Origin of the sequence: Pseudomonas sp. D4002, from assembly GCF_013385665.1 — a bacterium.
Taxonomy (GTDB): Bacteria; Pseudomonadota; Gammaproteobacteria; order Pseudomonadales; family Pseudomonadaceae; genus Aquipseudomonas.
In genome coordinates this window covers 237-16,432 of the sequence record NZ_JACAPN010000063.1, presented here as the reverse complement: position 1 = coordinate 16,432, position 16,196 = coordinate 237, and the positions used below count along the sequence as shown (strand labels likewise).

Genomic DNA, 16,196 nt, shown 5'->3' with positions numbered 1-16,196 from the left:
GCCGTTCATGGATACCCTTGCCCAACTCAAGGCCGGCCAACTGGCCGGTATCAAACGCCTGGACCTGCGCTGTGGGCTGACCGAGTTCCCCCGGGAAATCTTCGACCTGGCCGACTCCCTGGAAATCCTCAACCTTACCGGCAATGCCCTGAGCAGCCTGCCGGATGACCTGCACCGCCTGCCCCATTTGCGCGTGCTGTTCTGTTCGGAAAACGCCTTTACCGAACTGCCGCAATGCCTGGGCCAGTGCGCGCAGTTGAGCATGATCGGCTTCAAGTCGAACCAGATCAGCAGTGTCCCGGCGACGTCGCTGCCACCCTTGCTGCGCTGGCTGATCCTCACCGATAACCACATCAGCCAATTGCCGGACGAACTGGGTGAACGGCCTTTGCTGCAAAAACTGATGCTGGCCGGTAACCACCTGGAGCAGTTGCCGCAAAGCCTCGCCCAGTGCAAAAACCTCGAACTGATCCGCATCGCCTCCAACCGCATGACCCGCCTGCCGGACTGGTTGCTGACCTTGCCGAGCCTGACCTGGCTGGCCTACGCCGGTAATCCGGTAGAGATGGCCGTGGAAGAGGCCCGCCATGACGCGACGCCGAATATTCCCTGGTCCGAGCTGGAATTGGGCGAAGTGCTGGGGGAAGGCGCTTCCGGGATCATCCGCAAGGCGTCCTGGACCCCGGCAGGCGGGCCGGCCAAGGCGGTTGCGGTCAAACTGTACAAAGGCAGCATCACCAGCGATGGCTCGCCGTTGCACGAAATGCATGCCTGCATTGCCGCCGGATTGCATGCCAATTTGATCAAGGTGGAAGGCCGGGTCGTCGAGCATCCCCAAGGCCAGGCGGCACTGGTGATGCAACTGATCGAACCGAGCTACCGCAACCTCGCGGCCCTGCCGAGCCTGGCGTCGTGCACCCGGGATATCTACGAGCCCACCACCCGTTTCAGCGCGGATGTGGCGCTGCGCATGGCCCGGGGCATCGCCTCGGTGGCGGCGCACCTGCACGCGCAAGGCATCACCCACGGTGATCTGTACGGCCACAACATTCTGTGGAATGAAGCCGGTGAATGTCTGCTTGGGGACTTTGGTGCAGCGTCGTTTCACGCCACGGTCGACAGCCAGGAAACCCGCGCGTTGCAGCGCATCGAAGTCAGGGCGTTCGGGGTGTTGCTGGGGGAATTGCTGGAAAGGATTGATGCGGGGTTGAGCGAGGAAAAGCGCGTGGCGCTGGAAGCCTTGCGGGACAACTGCTGCCAGCCGGATGTGCTGGCCCGGCCCGGGTTCGAGGAAATCACAAGCTTGTTGCAGTCTTCCAAACTCCGCTAAACCCAATGTGGGAGCGGGCTTGCTCGCGAATGCGGTGTGTCAGTCAATACATGCTTGGCTGGTACACCGTATTCGCGAGCAAGCCCGCTCCCACATTTGGACCGGGTTCACATCAAATCAGAATCAACCCGCCAACCCGACGAACATGTCCTGCACGTCGTCATGGTTGTCCAAGCCTTCCAGGAAGGCTTCGACTTCGGCCATCTGCTCATCGCTCAAGCCACTCACCGGGTTCTTCGCGATGTAGCCGAGCTTGGCCGACAGCACGGTGAAGCCCTGCTCCGGCAAGGCTTTCTGCACGGCGTCCAGGTCGGTGGTCTCGGTGATGAACAGGGTCGTGCCCTCTTCTTCGCCTTCCTCGAAATCCTGGGCACCGGCTTCAATCGCGGCCATTTCCGGATCGGCTTCCGGGCTGTCCGGCGAGGCTTCGATCAGGCCCACATGGTTGAAGTCCCAGGCCACGGAGCCGGACGCGCCGAGCTGCCCCTTGCGGAACGCCACGCGGATTTCCGCCACGGTGCGGTTGATGTTGTCGGTCACGCATTCAACGATCAGCGGCACCTGGTGCGGGGCAAAACCTTCGTAGGTTACGCGGTGGTATTGCACGGTCTCACCGAGCAGACCGGCGCCTTTCTTGATCGCGCGTTCCAGGGTTTCCTTGGGCATCGAGGCCTTTTTGGCCTGCTCCACCACCAGGCGCAAATGTGCGTTGGTAGCAGTGTCGGCACCGTTGCGGGCGGCAATGGTGATCTCTTTCACCAGCTTGCCGAAGATCTTGCCCTTGGCATTGGATGCCGCTTCTTTATGTTTGACTTTCCACTGTGCGCCCATGACTCACTCTCTTCTGTCCATCGCGCCGAGACGTCTACTGGCCGGCGCTTTGGGGGCAGAGTTTATAGCGCTGAAACACTCTAATCCACCAAAAAACCGGCCATGCCCCTCAGGTCCGCAAGGGATTGATGGCGCGCTCACGGTCGGGCACGAAGTCGCCCACCTGCGCCAGCACCGCCGGCCTGGCGTTCCAGTAGGGCATCAACACCAGCGAGGAAAACAACGCGGCGCCGGCAAACACGATAAACACCGTGACGGTGTCGAAGTAGCCCGGCAACAAGCCGCCCAGGACTGCACCCACCGAACCGCAGCCGTTGACGAACCCCGCCGCCGTCGCGCCGGCCTTGGCGGTGCCGAAGTCGATGGCGGCGGTGCTGCTGATCATCGAGTCCGGCCCGTACAGGGTCAGGCCCATCACAAACAGCAGCGCCATCACCAGCGCCACACTGCCGGTGTGCAAGGCGCCCATGAACAACGCCAAGGCCACGGTCAGCGCCAGCAGGCTGAGGACACAGGCCGGCATGCGCCGGGCGCCGAACAGTTTGTCGGACGCCATGCCGATCATGATCGGCCCCAGCAACCCCGCCAGCTCGAACGCCGTCGGCACAATCGCTGCGCCGACCTTGCCCACCGACGGCATCTGCTCATACACAATCACCGGCCCCCACAACAGGATCGCGTAACGCGCCGGTTTCAACAGAAAGTACGCCAGCCCCAGGGTCAACACCGTGCGGTTGCGCAAGATGGCCCGCAGCGGCTCCAGCACACTGGCGTTCTTCTCGGCGGCAGTCTGCTCCGGTTCCGGTTCCACTGCCGGTAACCCCACATCCTGTGGCGTGTTGCGCTGGAAAATGAAAAACAGCACCGCGACCACGAAGACCACAGCCGCACTGGAGATAAATGCCGCATGCCAGGTGCCGATCAGCGTATACGCCCACCATCCGGCAAACGGCGACGCCACCAGGCCACCAAAGGCGTAGCACGAGCTCCATAAACCCAGCACCCGGCCACGCTGCTGCGCCGGGAAGAAACTGCCAAGGTTCTTGCACAGCCCGGACCAGCCGGTGGACTGGGCCAGGCCCTGGATCAACATGCACGTGACAAAGATCGGTAACGTGGCAAACGTGCCCATCACCAGGGCGGCGGCGGCTGAAATCAGCAACCCGCCGAGTACCACCACACGCGGCCCAAAACGGTCGGCGAGCATGCCCCAGGTGAATTGGCCAACGGCGTAGGCCGCCAGGTAGATGCCATCCAGGTTGGCCATCATCATCTTGTCCAGCGGGAAACTCGGGTCGTCGACGATCCCCAGCTTGGCCACCGAAAAAGCCTTGCGGGTGAAATAGAAGGCCGCGTACGCCAGCCAGGTGATGGCGAAAATCTGCACGCGCCAACGCTTGATGTGACTCAAGGGAGTATTCATGGTGGTTCTGACCTCGGGTGTGAGTGTGCCGGCAGAATGAAAAGCAAACGCCTGTATTTTTATTGTTGAGCACTGCAGTACCGGCGCTTGGGAGGCGACGGTGCTGGTCAGATGAGTCCTGCTGGTGAGCACGCAGAAAACCCATGGCCGCCGAAGGTGTAGGACTCGACCTACGGCGACTGGGGCTATCAAAGCAATGGCTGACTAATAGGTAAAATCGATTTATCGTATTTCAAATATAAGCTGAGCTTGTAAGAGGATTCGCGATGTCGGTGTCTCACGCGCAACTCAAAGCCTTCCATGCGGTGGCCGTACACGGCAGTTTTACCCACGCCGCCGAACGCTTGTTCCTCAGCCAGCCGGCCATTTCCGACCAGGTGCGCAAGCTTGAGGAACGTTTCGGCGTGCTGCTGTTTCATCGCAACAAACGTTCGGTGCGCTTGACCGACCTCGGCGAGCGCCTGTTGAGCATCACCCAGCGTCTGTTTGCCGTCGCGGCGGAAGCCGAAGAGCTGTTGCAGGATTCCCGCGCCTTGCAAACCGGCACCCTGACACTCGCGGTGGACGCCCCGGTGCATGTGCTGCCGCAGATTGCGCGCTTCTGCCAGTTGTACCCGGGCATCAGCGTGAAGATCGAAACCGGCAACACCGATGAATCACTGTTTCGCCTGTACAACTACCAGGCCGACCTCGCGCTGCTGGGGCGCGATGTGGACGACGAGCGGCTGCTGTCACTGCCGCTGCCCGATGACCAATTGCTCGCGTTTGTCGCCCGCAACCACCCGTGGGCGGGCCGCGAGTCGATCTGCCTGGCGGACCTGGACGATACGCCGCTGGTGTTGCGGGAAATCGGCTCGGTGACCCGCCAGACCCTGGAGCAGGAAATGCACCAGGCCGGGCTGCGCATTCGCCCGGCGATCCAGGTGGAAGGCCGCGAAGCCGCGCGGGAGGCGGTGGTGGTGGGGATTGGCGTGGGCGTGGTGTCGGCTGCGGAGTTTGGCGCAGATTCGCGGGTGTATGCGATGCCGATCCGTGACTGTACGCAGCGGATGAAGGAAACACTGGTGTGCTTGAAGGAGCAGAGTTCGCGGCGGGTGGTGGCGACTTTTCTGGAGATTGTGCGGGAAAGTTTGCGGTGAAGTTGAGGGCCCCTTCGCGAGCAAGCCCGCTCCCACAGTTGACCGAGTTCTACCGATGGAACGCGGTCGAATGTGGGAGCGGGCTTGCTCGCGAAGGGGCCAACTAGATCTCAAGCCAACACCCTCTAAGGCGCCAACTCGAAAAACGCCTGAATCAACCGCAACTCCCGCCGCCGCTCCATGCACCCGATCACATGCCGGTTCACCAGCCCCTCGCCCTGGATCGGAATCGCGTGCACCCGCGGATCCCGGCTGACTTCCATCGACGACACCACCCCAACCCCCAACTCGGCCGCCACCGCTTCCGTCACCGCCTCACGGCTGTCCAGTTCCAGCAACACCCGGGGCTGCACGCCGGCTTGGGCGCAGGCATCGTCAAAGGTCCGCCGCGTAATCGAGCTGGGTTCACGCAACACCATGATCACCTGATCCAATTGCTCCAGCCGAATTCCCGCAGGCTCCGCCAGCCACGGATGGCCCGCAGGCACCAACGCGCAAATCCGTGACTCGATCAACGGCTGCAAGTGCAGGCCCTTGCGCGGCTCCACCTCGGTCAACACCGCCACGTCAGCCCGCTCCGACAACAGCGCCGCGAGGGTTTCCTGCGCATTGCCCAGGCGCAAATTGACAGTAATCCCCGGATACCGCTGCCGTAGGCTGGCCAGCATCGGCATGACCATGTGCGGCCCGTCCGCCGCCACTTCCAGGCGCCCGGTAAGTAATTGCCGGTTGGCCTCCAGCAACGTCTGCGCCTCTTCCACCAGGCCGAAGATCGCTCGGGTGATCGCCGCGAGTTTGGTGCCCTCCTCGGTCAACTCCACCCGCCGCGCGGTACGCCGCAGCAGCGCGATCTGGTAGTGCTCCTCCAGCGCCTTGATATGCCCGGTCACCGCCGGCTGGCTGATAAACAGGCGCTCGGCCGCCCGGGTAAAACTGCCCTCGCGGGCCACCGCATCAAACGCACGCAGTTGAAACAGGTTCATAGCTATCGGCCTCACTGATAGCTCGCATAACAACAAACAATTTGATTGATGACAAGCCAAACTGCAATTTAGGCGCCGTAACTTCATCCCAATGTTTTGCGAGGACACACGAATGAGCACTGCCGCGCCGATCCTGCTGACCCCGGGGCCCTTGACCACCTCGGCCCGCACCCGCCAGGCCATGATGGTCGACTGGGGTTCATGGGATGACCGCTTCAATCAACTGACCGCCAGTCTTTGCGAGCAACTGCTGGTGATCGTCAACGGCACCGCCAGCCACCATTGCGTGCCATTGCAAGGCAGCGGCACCTTTGCCGTGGAAGCGGCCATCGGCACCCTCGTGCCACGGGACGGCAAGGTGCTGGTGCTGATCAACGGCGCCTACGGCAAGCGCCTGGCGAAGATTTGCGAAGTGCTCGGCCGCGAGTTCAGTACCTTTGAAACTGCCGAGGACGAACCCACCACCGCCGCCGACGTCGACCGCCTGTTGCACGCCGACAGGGGCATCACCCACGTCGCACTGATCCATTGCGAAACCAGCACCGGGATTCTCAACCCGTTGCCCGAGATCGCCCAGGTCATCGCCCGCCACGGCAAGCGCCTGATTATCGACGCCATGAGCTCCTTCGGCGCGCTGCCGATCGACGCCCGCGAGGTGCCGTTCGACGCGCTGATCGCCGCCTCCGGCAAGTGCCTGGAAGGCGTACCGGGGATGGGTTTTGTGTTCGCTGAAAAGCAGGCGCTGGCTGCAGCCCAAGGCAACTGCCACTCCCTGGCGATGGACCTTTTCGACCAGCACAGCTACATGGCCAAGACCGGCCAATGGCGCTTCACACCGCCGACCCACGTGGTGGCGGCGCTGCACGAAGCGCTGCTGCAATACAACGAAGAAGGCGGCCTGCCCGCCCGGCACCAGCGCTACGCCGACAACTGCCAGGCATTGCTGGACGGCATGGCCGAACTGGGCCTGCGCAGCTTCCTGCCCGCCGCGATCCAGGCGCCGATCATCGTTACCTTCCACGCGCCGAAAGATCCGCGCTACCAGTTCAAGGAGTTCTACGAACGGGTCAAGGCCAAGGGCTTCATCCTTTATCCCGGCAAATTGACCCAGGTGGAAACCTTCCGCGTAGGCTGCATCGGCCATGTGAACCAGGCCGAGATGCAAGCCGCGGTCGCGGCGGTAGCCGAGGTGCTGCAAGAAATGAACGTGCTCGACATCTGACTGCCCACTACTCACAGGATCTGAACCATGAACTACGCAAACCCAACCCAGCTTCAAGCCGCGATCCTCGACTGGGCCGGCACCGTGGTCGATTTCGGCTCGTTCGCGCCCACGCAGATTTTTGTCGAAGCCTTCGCCGAGTTCGACGTGCAGGTCTCCATCGAAGAAGCCCGTGGCCCGATGGGCATGGGCAAGTGGGACCACATCCGCACCCTGTGCGACCAGCCGCAGGTGGCCGAGCGTTACCGCAAGGCCTTCGGCCGCACACCGACTGACGATGATGTGACCGCCATCTACCAGCGCTTCATGCCGCTGCAGATCGAGAAGATCGCCGAGCACTCGGCATTGATCCCCGGTGCCCTGGACACTATCGCCAACCTGCGCCAGCAAGGGATCAAGATCGGTTCGTGCTCCGGCTACCCCAAGCAGGTGATGGACAAGGTGGTCGAACTGGCTGCCACCAATGGCTATATCGCCGACCACGTGGTCGCCACCGACGAAGTACCCAACGGCCGACCATGGCCGGCCCAGGCCCTGGCCAACGTGATCGCCCTCGGGATCGATGACGTAGCGGCCTGCGTGAAGATCGACGACACCGTGCCGGGCATCCTCGAAGGCCGTCGCGCCGGGATGTGGACCGTGGCGCTGACCTGCTCGGGCAACGCCCTGGGCCTGACCTACGAGCAGTTCCGCGCCCTCGACGCCGGCACACTCGCCAGCGAACGCACGCGTATCCAGGCCATGTTCGAAGGCTCGCGCCCACACTACATGATCGACACCATCACCGACCTGCCTGCGGTGATCGCCGACATCAACCAGCGCCTGGCACGGGGTGAAATGCCGCAGGGCAACTGATCGAGATCAAAAGATCGCCTATACACCCTCCTCTCACGGGCAAACCTCGTAAAACAGGCTTACATTGAAAGGACTCCGTCGCAAAGAACGGAGGTTTGCCCTGATGAGTGAGGAAGAAAGCGATGCCCTGGAAAAATTCCGATACGCGTTACAGCACCATGTCGATTGCGTTGCACTGGCTGATGGTGGTGCTGCTGGCGGTGGTCTACGCCTGCATTGAGTTACGCGGGCAGTTTCCCAAAGGCAGCGGCGCACGTACGTTGATCGTGGAAATGCACTTCATGTTCGGCCTGACGGTGTTTGTGCTGGTGTGGCTACGGTTGTTCGCCCGCAGCCTGGGCGTTGCACCGAAGATCGTACCGGCCCCGCCGCAATGGCAAACCCTCCTCGCCACCCTGATGCACATGGCGCTGTACGCCTTGATGATCGGCATGCCCATCGCCGGCTGGCTGATCGTCAGCGCCGAGGGGCATTCGGTGATGTTCTACGGCATCGAGTTGCCGCCGCTGATTGCCGAAAACAAAGCGTTGGCCAAGGAAATTGAAAGCTGGCACGTGCTGTTCGGCAAGATCGGCTATTGGCTGATCGGGCTGCATGCGTTGGCCGGATTGGCCCATCACTATGTGCTGCGAGACAACACTGCGTTGAGGATGATGCCCGGCAAGAGAGGGAGCATTCAGTAAGCCCACGGATTGAATGTGGCAGCTGGCTTGTGTGGGAGCTGGCTTGCCTGCGATAGCATCACCTCGGTGCCACTGATACACCGCGGTGTCTGCATCGCAGGCAAGCCAGCGCCTACATTAACCGGGTGCAACAGGGAAACCCCGGCGGCCCTGCAGGCCACCGGTGTGGACGAAGATCAGGCGGGTGCCGGGGGAAAATCTCCCGGCTTCAATCTGTTGTTTCAACGCCAATAACGCCTTGCCGGTATACAGCGGCTCCAGCGCCAGGCCACAGGCTTGCTCGGTAGCGTCGATAAAGGCCAGCAACTCGGGATCGACCTTGGCAAAGCCGCCCCGGCTGGCCTCCAGCAATTCATAACCCTGCTGCACAAGCGCCTGCACCTGTTGCGCCACCCCGTGGTCGTCGGGTACCGCCAGGGCGCCATATACCGGATGCGCGCCCGCCTCCGCCAGCACCAATCCCGCCAATGTAGTACCGGTGCCTGCCGCCAGCCACCAACCGAGATAGTCCGTCCAGCCCAGGCCGTTTAATTGTGCCCGCGCCTGATTCACCAAAACCCCGCAACCCAACGCGCCCGCCAGGCCCCTGCCGCCTTCAGGTACCGGGTGCAGGTGCGGATACTGCTCGCGCCAGGGCAGCCAGAAGTCCGGCTCGTTGCGCGCGCGATAGCCGCCATACCCCAGCCAATGCAGTTGCATGCCGAAGGCCTTGAGGTCGAGCACCGTGGGAGTGTCTTGCGGATGGCCACGCAGCAAGCCAACGGTAGGAAAGCCGAAGCGTTTCCCGGCCGCCGCCAGTGCATGCAGGTGATTGGAGTAAGCGCCGCCCAGGCTGATGATCCCCCTGGCGCCCGCCGCCCGGCCTTGCGCCAGGTGCTCGGTGAGCTTGAACCACTTGTTGCCGCTGATCAGCGGGTCGATGCGATCCAGGCGCAGTACGGCGACTTCCACCGGCCCCATCCAGTCCAGCTTCAGGGGTTCAAGGGGCGCGTGGGGAAGCCAGTCGAAAGGACCCATGAGGGCGGTTCTGCACAAGAAAAGGGGCGGTAGTCTACCACCGCCCCTTTTACGTGCTTACAGCTCGGCCGCCAGGCGCGAACCCTGGTTGATGGCGCGCTTGGCATCCAGTTCGGCCGCCACGTCCGCACCGCCGATCAGGTGCACGTTCTGCCCGGCCGCCACCAGGCCATCCTGCAATTCCCGCAGCGGGTCCTGCCCGGCGCAGATCACGATGTTGTCCACCGCCAGCACCTTCGGTTCACCCTCGGCGCCGATGCGGATGTGCAGGCCCTCATCGTCGATCTTCAGGTACTCGACGCTGTTGAGCATCTGCACCTGCTTGTTCTTCAAGCCGGTGCGGTGGATCCAGCCGGTGGTCTTGCCCAGGCCGTCACCGACCTTGGAGGTCTTGCGCTGCAACAGGAACACTTCACGCGCCGGCGCATGGCGCTCGGGCTTGATCCCGGCCACACCGCCGCGGGCTTCCAGGTGGGTGTCGATGCCCCACTCTTTCCAGAACGCCTCGCGGTCCAGGCTGGTGGACACGCCCTGGTGCACGAGGAATTCCGAGACGTCAAAACCGATACCGCCGGCACCGATCACCGCCACGCGATGGCCCACCGGCTTACGCTCCAGGATCACGTCGAGGTAGCTTAATACCTTGGCGTTTTCCACACCGGGAATCGTCGGAATACGCGGCGCGATGCCGGTCGCGAGGATGATCTCGTCATAACCGCCCGCAACAAGCTGCTCAACGTCGACCCGAGTGTTCAGGCACAGTTCGACGTGAGTGGTCTGCAACTTGCGCTTGAAGTAGCGCAGGGTCTCGAAGAACTCTTCCTTGCCCGGCACGCGCTTGGCGATGTTGAACTGGCCGCCGATCTCGCTGGCCGAATCGAACAGCGTCACCTGATGCCCACGCTCGGCGGCGACGGTGGCAGCCGCCAGGCCCGCAGGACCGGCACCGACCACGGCGATTTTCTTGATCTGCTTGACCGGCAGGTAGTTGAGCTCGGTCTCGTAGCACGCACGCGGGTTGACCAGGCAGGTGGTCAGCTTGCCGCCGAAGGTGTGGTCCAGGCAGGCCTGGTTGCAGCCGATGCAGGTGTTGATCTCATCGGCGCGGCCTTCGGCAGCCTTGTTGACGAAGTCCGGGTCGGCGAGGAATGGGCGAGCCATCGAGACCATGTCGGCATCGCCTTCGGCCAAAATCTGCTCGGCGATTTCCGGGGTGTTGATCCGGTTGGTGGTGATCAACGGAATCTGCACCGCACCGCGCAACTTCGCGGTGACCTTGCTGAACGCGCCACGCGGCACCTTGGTGGCGATGGTCGGGATCCGCGCTTCGTGCCAGCCGATGCCGGTGTTGATGATCGTTGCACCGGCCTGCTCGATGGCCTTGGCCAACTGCACGATCTCTTCCCAGGTGCTGCCGCCTTCTACCAGGTCGAGCATCGACAGGCGGAAGATGATGATGAAATTCGGGCCTACGGCTTCGCGCACCCGGCGCACGATTTCCACCGGCAGACGCATGCGGTTTTCGTAGCTGCCACCCCAACGGTCGGTGCGGTGGTTGGTGTGGGCGGCGAGGAACTGGTTGATGAAGTAGCCTTCCGAACCCATGATTTCCACGCCGTCGTACTCGGCGACCTGGGCCAGCACCGAGCAGGTGACGAAATCATTGATCTGTTTTTCGATGCCTTCTTCGTCCAGCTCTTTGGGCTTGAACGGGTTGATCGGCGCCTGGATTGCGCTCGGTGCCACCTGCTTCGGGCTGTAGGCATAACGCCCGGCGTGGAGGATCTGCATGCAGATCTTGCCGCCCGCCTCGTGCACCGCCCGGGTGACGATCTTGTGCTTCTGCGCTTCTTCGTCGGTGGTCAGCTTGGCCGCACCGCCATACACCCCACCTTCATCGTTGGGGCCAATGCCGCCGGTGACCATCAGGCCCACGCCGCCACGGGCACGTTCGGCAAAATAGGCCGCCATGCGCTCGAAGCCACCGGGTTTTTCTTCAAGGCCGGTGTGCATCGAGCCCATCAGGGTGCGGTTGCGCAGGGTGGTAAAACCCAGGTCCAACGGGGCCAGCAAGTGCGGGTAGGCAGCAGCGGTCATGGTACAGCTCCACAACGGATCATCACGGGACGTGGAGCGCTCGAATGGCACTCCATCGGTTTATGTCCCACAGACTAAGAGTCCGCCGGCTGGCGCTCAATGACCGTAAGTGACAACTTAATGATCAAAGTGCGCAGCAGAAAGCATGGCAGCGGTAATTTTCTCCTGTTTCTGCCCCTGCCCGATCATCCAGCGTTGAAACCCACGGCACTGCTGTTTGTGCAGGGTATTGGGGTGCCAACTCAGGTAGTACGGCGCCGCCAGCGGCACGGCGAACCGCCAGGGAATCACCAGCCGACCGGCGCGCAGGTCCCCGGCGATCATTGAGAACTGCGCCAGCACGATGCCTTGCCGGTCGATGGCCGCCTGGATCGCGGTAATCGATGATGAGTAATTGCGGCGGATCACGATGGGCTGGCCGGTTTGCCCTTCCAGCTCGCTGAACCATTGGGTCCACGAAGGCGGCGAATCGAATTTGGGCCGCGAGTCGATGCCGATCAGGCGGTAATCGAGCAAGTCCCGCGCGCACGCAACCCGTTCCAGCAACTGCGGTGAACAGGTGGGCACCACACAATCGCGGAACAGCGGCACGCTATGCCCGGCATGCTCGGGGTGCTCGCCATAACCGATGCGAAAGTCGGCACTTTCCTCCCCCGATGCATCATCGAGGGTGCTGTCGAGGTAGATGTCCAGGTCGGTTTCGTCCTGCCCCCACTCGTCGATCAGCGGCGACAGCCATTTGGTCATCAGCGAAGGCAGGCAACTGATATACAGGTTGTTGGGATTCTTCGCCCGCTCGGCCTCGGCCACCGCCAGCCTGAGTTCTTCGAACGCCGCGGTGCAGCGGGCGTGCAGGCGTTCGCCGACGCTGTTCAAGCGCAGGCGCTGGCCGTCCTTGAGCGTCAGCTTCATGCCCAGGGCATCTTCGAGCAGTTTCATTTGCTGGCTGACAGCGCCCACCGAGATCCCCAGGCGAATCGCCGCCTGGGACATACCGGCGCAGTGGCCCACCACTTCAAACACTTGCAACGCGCGCAACGGCGGTAAACGGCTCATGGGGGAATCTCGCGACTTCAGCTGTTTAGATTTTCTACTAAAAGTAACAGAAAACCTCATATTTTCTTCAGTCAGTGCAACCCGTAGAGTTAAACCACTTCCCACCCCATTGCGTTACGCCCTGCTGGAGTCGCTGATGAAAACCCTGCCTGAACAAATTACCCATGTCGTGTTAGGCGACAGAGAACCCAGCATCGAAGAGTTCGTGGCGATCGCCCGCTATTCGGCCACTGTTTCGTTTGCCGACAGTTACAAGAACCGGGTTAAAAAGTCCCGTGGGTTGATCGAGCGATTCCTCGATGAAAACCGTTTGGTGTACGGCGTGACCACCGGTTTTGGCGACAACGTGCGGCATGTGATCTCGCCGGAAAACGCCAAGGAACTGCAAGTCAACATCGTGCGTTCACACGCTGTTTCCGTCGGCGAGCCGCTGGTGCGTGAACAGGTGCGGGCGATCCAGTTGATGGTGTTGATCAGCCTGGGCAAAGGCTACTCCGGGGTGCGCCTGGAACTGCTGGAACTGATCGCCGGCCTGCTCAACCACGACGTGGTGCCCTTTGCGCCGGGCGAAGGCTCGGTGGGTTACCTCGCGGTAGAAGGCCACCTGGCCCTGGTGCTGCTCGGCGAAGGCCGCGCCAGCGTCAAGGGCGGTGCACTGGTGGATGGCGCAACCGCCCTGCAACAGGTCGGCCTGCAACCGACCGACCTGCAGTGCAAGGAAGGCCTGGCGATGTTGAACGGCACCACGTCGGTGACCGCCATCGCTACGCTGGCGCTGTACAACGCGATGCAGGCTGCGGACCTGGCGGACGTGGCGGCGGCCATGTCGCTGGAGGCGCTCAAGGGCACCATCCGCGCGTTCGACCCGCGCTACCACTCGATCAAGGCTCACCCCGCACAGGCCGCAACCGCCGCCAACATCAAGGCTATCCTGCACGACAGCCAGCTCATCGCAGACAACATCGATTACCGCCTGCAGGACGTCTACAGCCTGCGTGCCATCCCCCAAGTGCATGGTGCTTCCCGGCAGTTCATCAACTACGCGCGGGAAACCATCGAGCGCGAAATCAATTCTTCGGGCGACAACCCGGTGATTTTCCCGCTGGACGACGGTGACGGTATCGCGATTTCCGGCGCCAACTTCGACGGCACCTACATCGGGATTGCAGCCGACACACTGTGTGTGGCGCTGACCAACCTGGCGAAAATTTCCGAGCGCCGGACCGACCGCATGATCAACTCGCACTTCAGCGAAATGCCGGCCTTCCTGGTGCGCAACCCGGGCCTGAACAGCGGTTACATGATCGTCCAGTACACCGCCGCCGGGCTGTACGCCGAGATGAAAACCCTGTCGATGCCGTCGTCGATCGACAGCGTCTCGACGTGCGGCAACCAGGAAGACCCGGTCAGCCTGGCCTACAACGCGGTGATCAAGGCCTACAAAGTCTCGCAAAAACTCCAGTCGGTGGTGGCCATCGAAGTGCTGGTCGCGTGCCAGGCCCTGGATTTCCACGATGTGAACAAGGCATCGACCGCGACCAAGGCGGTCTATGACCTGGTGCGCAGTGAAGTGCCGGTGGCGGATAACGACCGCGCGTTTTACGCTGACATGGCCAGTGTGATTGACCAGGTGCGCAGCGGGAAAATCAACGACCTGGTGGCCCATCACCTGAACTGACAACCACGCCGTCAAACGGCCTGCCCTCCTTTTCGGACGGCGGGCCTTTGCCATTTTTGGCGCAGACAAAGCGATACCCGGGGACTTTGCGAATGCTTCAACCCAAAGACGTTCTACACCTGCTCGATACCTGCTCCATTGCCTATGAATACGTGGAACACAGCGCCGTGCGCACCTGCGAAGAAGCCGACAAACTGGACATCGGGATCAGCGGGCAGGCGGTCAAGAACATCTTCCTGTGCGATGCCAAAGGCTTGAATCCCACCCTGGTGGTGCTCAAGAGCGAGCAGCGCCTGGACCTGCGTGCACTCTCGCAAACCCTCGGCCTCAAGGGCCTGAGATTCGCCTCGCCGCGCCGCCTGATGGAAACCCTGGGCGTGGAGCCGGGAGCGGTGTCATTGCTGGGGTTGTGCAATGACGTGCAGCGCGTCACCCAGGTTGTGATCGCCGAAGAGGTGTGGAACGGCGACAGGATTCTCTGCCATCCGCTGGTGAATACCGCGACCCTGTCGATCGCAGTCCGCGATATGGCGCGACTGCTTGAGCACCTGGGATTCACGCCAATACTCGCCGCGAACCCTGCCCCCACGCCTGACACCTGACAGCGCACGGGCGGGTGCAAAACGCTACCTATCGACCCAAAACAGGGCGAAAAAACCGCGCACATTTTCTAACCATGTTTAATTTCCTTGAAAATCAACAGGTTATTTATTTTTAAAAGCTGGCAAATATTTTGCAATGACATGTATGTACATGTGGAGTCATGTGCAGACTGGAGAGCGAATCGGCCAGTCCCCAAACCTGTATGCGTTCGAGAAAAAAGTCCTAAGCCCACATCAAAACATTGGTAGGAAATAGAAATGACCGCTAAAAAATCGAATTGGTTAGGCTCTGTTGCTGTAGCGACCCTAGTGATGGCAAGTGCTTCCGGACTGCAGGCAAAGGACTGGACGTCCGTGAACATCGCGACCGAGGGCGCGTACGAGCCCTGGAACCTGACATTGCCAGGCGGGAAGATCAGTGGTTTCGAGCCTGAGCTGATGGACTACCTGTGCGCCAAGATGAAGCTGCAGTGCAAGATCACCGTGCAGAACTGGGATGGCATGATTGCCAGTCTCAACGCAGGGAAGTTTGATGTGTTGATGGATGCGATCGTTATCACTGACGACCGTAAGCAGGTCATGGATTTTTCGATTCCCTACGCGCAGACGCCGGCCAACTTTGTCGCGCAGGATGCGGCGTTGCTGCCGGGTAAAACCGGGGCGGCGAATGCGATTACGCTGAGTGCTGATCCGAAGGCGATTCACGATGCGATCGAGCCGTTGCGTCAGGCGCTGAAGGGTAAAACCATCGGGATCGCTTCAGGCATCATTTACACCAAGTTCATTGATGAGAACTTCAAGGACGTGGCGACGATTCGTGAGTACAACACGTCGGCCGATGCGATTCTTGATCTGCAATCGGGCCGTATTGACGCGATTTTTGATGACGTTACGTTCCTTGATTCGATCATGTCCAAGCCTGAGAACAAGGGGCTGGCGTATACCGGGCCGCAGATCAAGGGCCCTATCTGGGGTGATGGCGAGGGCCTGGGTTTTCGCAAGAGCGATCCGGAGTTGAAGGCCAAGTTTGATGCGGCGTTGAAAGAAGCGATTGCTGATGGGACTGTTAAGAAACTCAGCGAAAAATGGTTCAAGGTGGATTTGACGCCTAAGTCCTGAGGCGTTCCTGGTTGGGGTGGGGGCATATCCGTTATTTGGGTGATGGCTTGTATTGGTTCCGCTCTTACAGCGGCTCACTTTTGAAAAGCGCAAAAGTAAGCAAAACGCTCTTGCCCCACCACTCGGCTCCTCGCTTAGGCTCGGAGTGCCCTCACTCCGGC

At 61.4% G+C, this 16,196-nt stretch carries 14 protein-coding genes; 8 read left to right on the top strand and 6 right to left on the bottom strand.

The window, feature by feature from the left end; all coding sequences use genetic code 11:
* The first annotated feature begins 7 nt into the window (after nt 1-7).
* On the top strand, nt 8-1,330 hold the full coding sequence (locus HX824_RS31560) for a leucine-rich repeat-containing protein kinase family protein (RefSeq protein WP_177056014.1): 1,323 nt from the start codon (nt 8-10) through the stop codon (nt 1,328-1,330).
* A 123-nt stretch (nt 1,331-1,453) separates the two neighbouring features.
* Here HX824_RS31560 and HX824_RS31555 read toward each other — a convergent pair whose 3' ends face one another.
* The gene (locus HX824_RS31555) at nt 1,454-2,161 is read right to left on the bottom strand and encodes a YebC/PmpR family DNA-binding transcriptional regulator (RefSeq protein WP_003212432.1); all 708 of its coding nucleotides are present in this window, start codon (nt 2,159-2,161) and stop codon (nt 1,454-1,456) included.
* 109 nt (nt 2,162-2,270) lie between these two features.
* Nucleotides 2,271-3,584 (bottom strand): MFS transporter, encoded by a 1,314-nt coding sequence (locus tag HX824_RS31550; protein ID WP_008431477.1) that lies wholly within the window; start codon nt 3,582-3,584, stop codon nt 2,271-2,273.
* 266 nt (nt 3,585-3,850) lie between these two features.
* On the opposite strand from HX824_RS31550, the gene HX824_RS31545 reads away from it, so the two are divergent.
* Complete coding sequence (locus HX824_RS31545; protein WP_003212428.1) at nt 3,851-4,723, top strand: LysR substrate-binding domain-containing protein; 873 nt, start codon at nt 3,851-3,853, stop codon at nt 4,721-4,723.
* Between the two features lie 125 nt (nt 4,724-4,848).
* Here the strand turns inward: HX824_RS31545 and HX824_RS31540 are convergent, their stop codons facing one another.
* Nucleotides 4,849-5,706, bottom strand: coding sequence for a LysR substrate-binding domain-containing protein (locus HX824_RS31540; RefSeq protein WP_003212427.1), 858 nt, complete (start codon nt 5,704-5,706; stop codon nt 4,849-4,851).
* A 112-nt stretch (nt 5,707-5,818) separates the two neighbouring features.
* Between HX824_RS31540 and HX824_RS31535 the strand changes: the two genes are divergently transcribed.
* The 3 genes from HX824_RS31535 to HX824_RS31525 all read left to right on the top strand — a co-directional run bounded on the left by HX824_RS31535 (nt 5,819) and on the right by HX824_RS31525 (nt 8,466).
* On the top strand, nt 5,819-6,928 hold the full coding sequence (locus HX824_RS31535) for a 2-aminoethylphosphonate--pyruvate transaminase (protein WP_134327002.1): 1,110 nt from the start codon (nt 5,819-5,821) through the stop codon (nt 6,926-6,928).
* Nucleotides 6,929-6,955: 27 nt separating this feature from the next.
* Nucleotides 6,956-7,783, top strand: coding sequence for a phosphonoacetaldehyde hydrolase (gene phnX, locus HX824_RS31530; protein WP_003212423.1), 828 nt, complete (start codon nt 6,956-6,958; stop codon nt 7,781-7,783).
* A gap of 122 nt (nt 7,784-7,905) precedes the next feature.
* Nucleotides 7,906-8,466, top strand: a complete 561-nt coding sequence (locus HX824_RS31525; RefSeq protein ID WP_177041882.1) for a cytochrome b — start codon at nt 7,906-7,908, stop codon at nt 8,464-8,466.
* Between the two features lie 117 nt (nt 8,467-8,583).
* On the opposite strand, the gene HX824_RS31520 is transcribed toward HX824_RS31525, so the two are convergent.
* The 3 genes from HX824_RS31520 to HX824_RS31510 form a co-directional block, all read right to left on the bottom strand.
* Nucleotides 8,584-9,483, bottom strand: coding sequence for a 1-aminocyclopropane-1-carboxylate deaminase/D-cysteine desulfhydrase (locus tag HX824_RS31520; protein ID WP_177056012.1), 900 nt, complete (start codon nt 9,481-9,483; stop codon nt 8,584-8,586).
* Between the two features lie 57 nt (nt 9,484-9,540).
* Nucleotides 9,541-11,580 (bottom strand): NADPH-dependent 2,4-dienoyl-CoA reductase, encoded by a 2,040-nt coding sequence (locus HX824_RS31515; protein WP_177009835.1) that lies wholly within the window; start codon nt 11,578-11,580, stop codon nt 9,541-9,543.
* A 117-nt stretch (nt 11,581-11,697) separates the two neighbouring features.
* On the bottom strand, nt 11,698-12,636 hold the full coding sequence (locus HX824_RS31510; protein ID WP_003212414.1) for a LysR substrate-binding domain-containing protein: 939 nt from the start codon (nt 12,634-12,636) through the stop codon (nt 11,698-11,700).
* A 136-nt stretch (nt 12,637-12,772) separates the two neighbouring features.
* Between HX824_RS31510 and hutH the strand changes: the two genes are divergently transcribed.
* The 3 genes from hutH (at nt 12,773) to HX824_RS31495 (ending at nt 16,035) form a co-directional block, all read left to right on the top strand.
* Complete coding sequence (hutH, locus tag HX824_RS31505) at nt 12,773-14,314, top strand: histidine ammonia-lyase (RefSeq protein ID WP_023658981.1); 1,542 nt, start codon at nt 12,773-12,775, stop codon at nt 14,312-14,314.
* Between the two features lie 92 nt (nt 14,315-14,406).
* Entirely contained in the window at nt 14,407-14,916 is a 510-nt protein-coding gene (locus HX824_RS31500; protein WP_134327007.1) for a prolyl-tRNA synthetase associated domain-containing protein, read from the top strand.
* A gap of 354 nt (nt 14,917-15,270) precedes the next feature.
* Nucleotides 15,271-16,035 carry a transporter substrate-binding domain-containing protein gene (locus HX824_RS31495; RefSeq protein ID WP_003212408.1) on the top strand — a complete coding sequence of 255 codons (765 nt, stop codon included), beginning with the start codon at nt 15,271-15,273 and terminating at the stop codon, nt 16,033-16,035.
* Nucleotides 16,036-16,196: the final 161 nt, after the last annotated feature.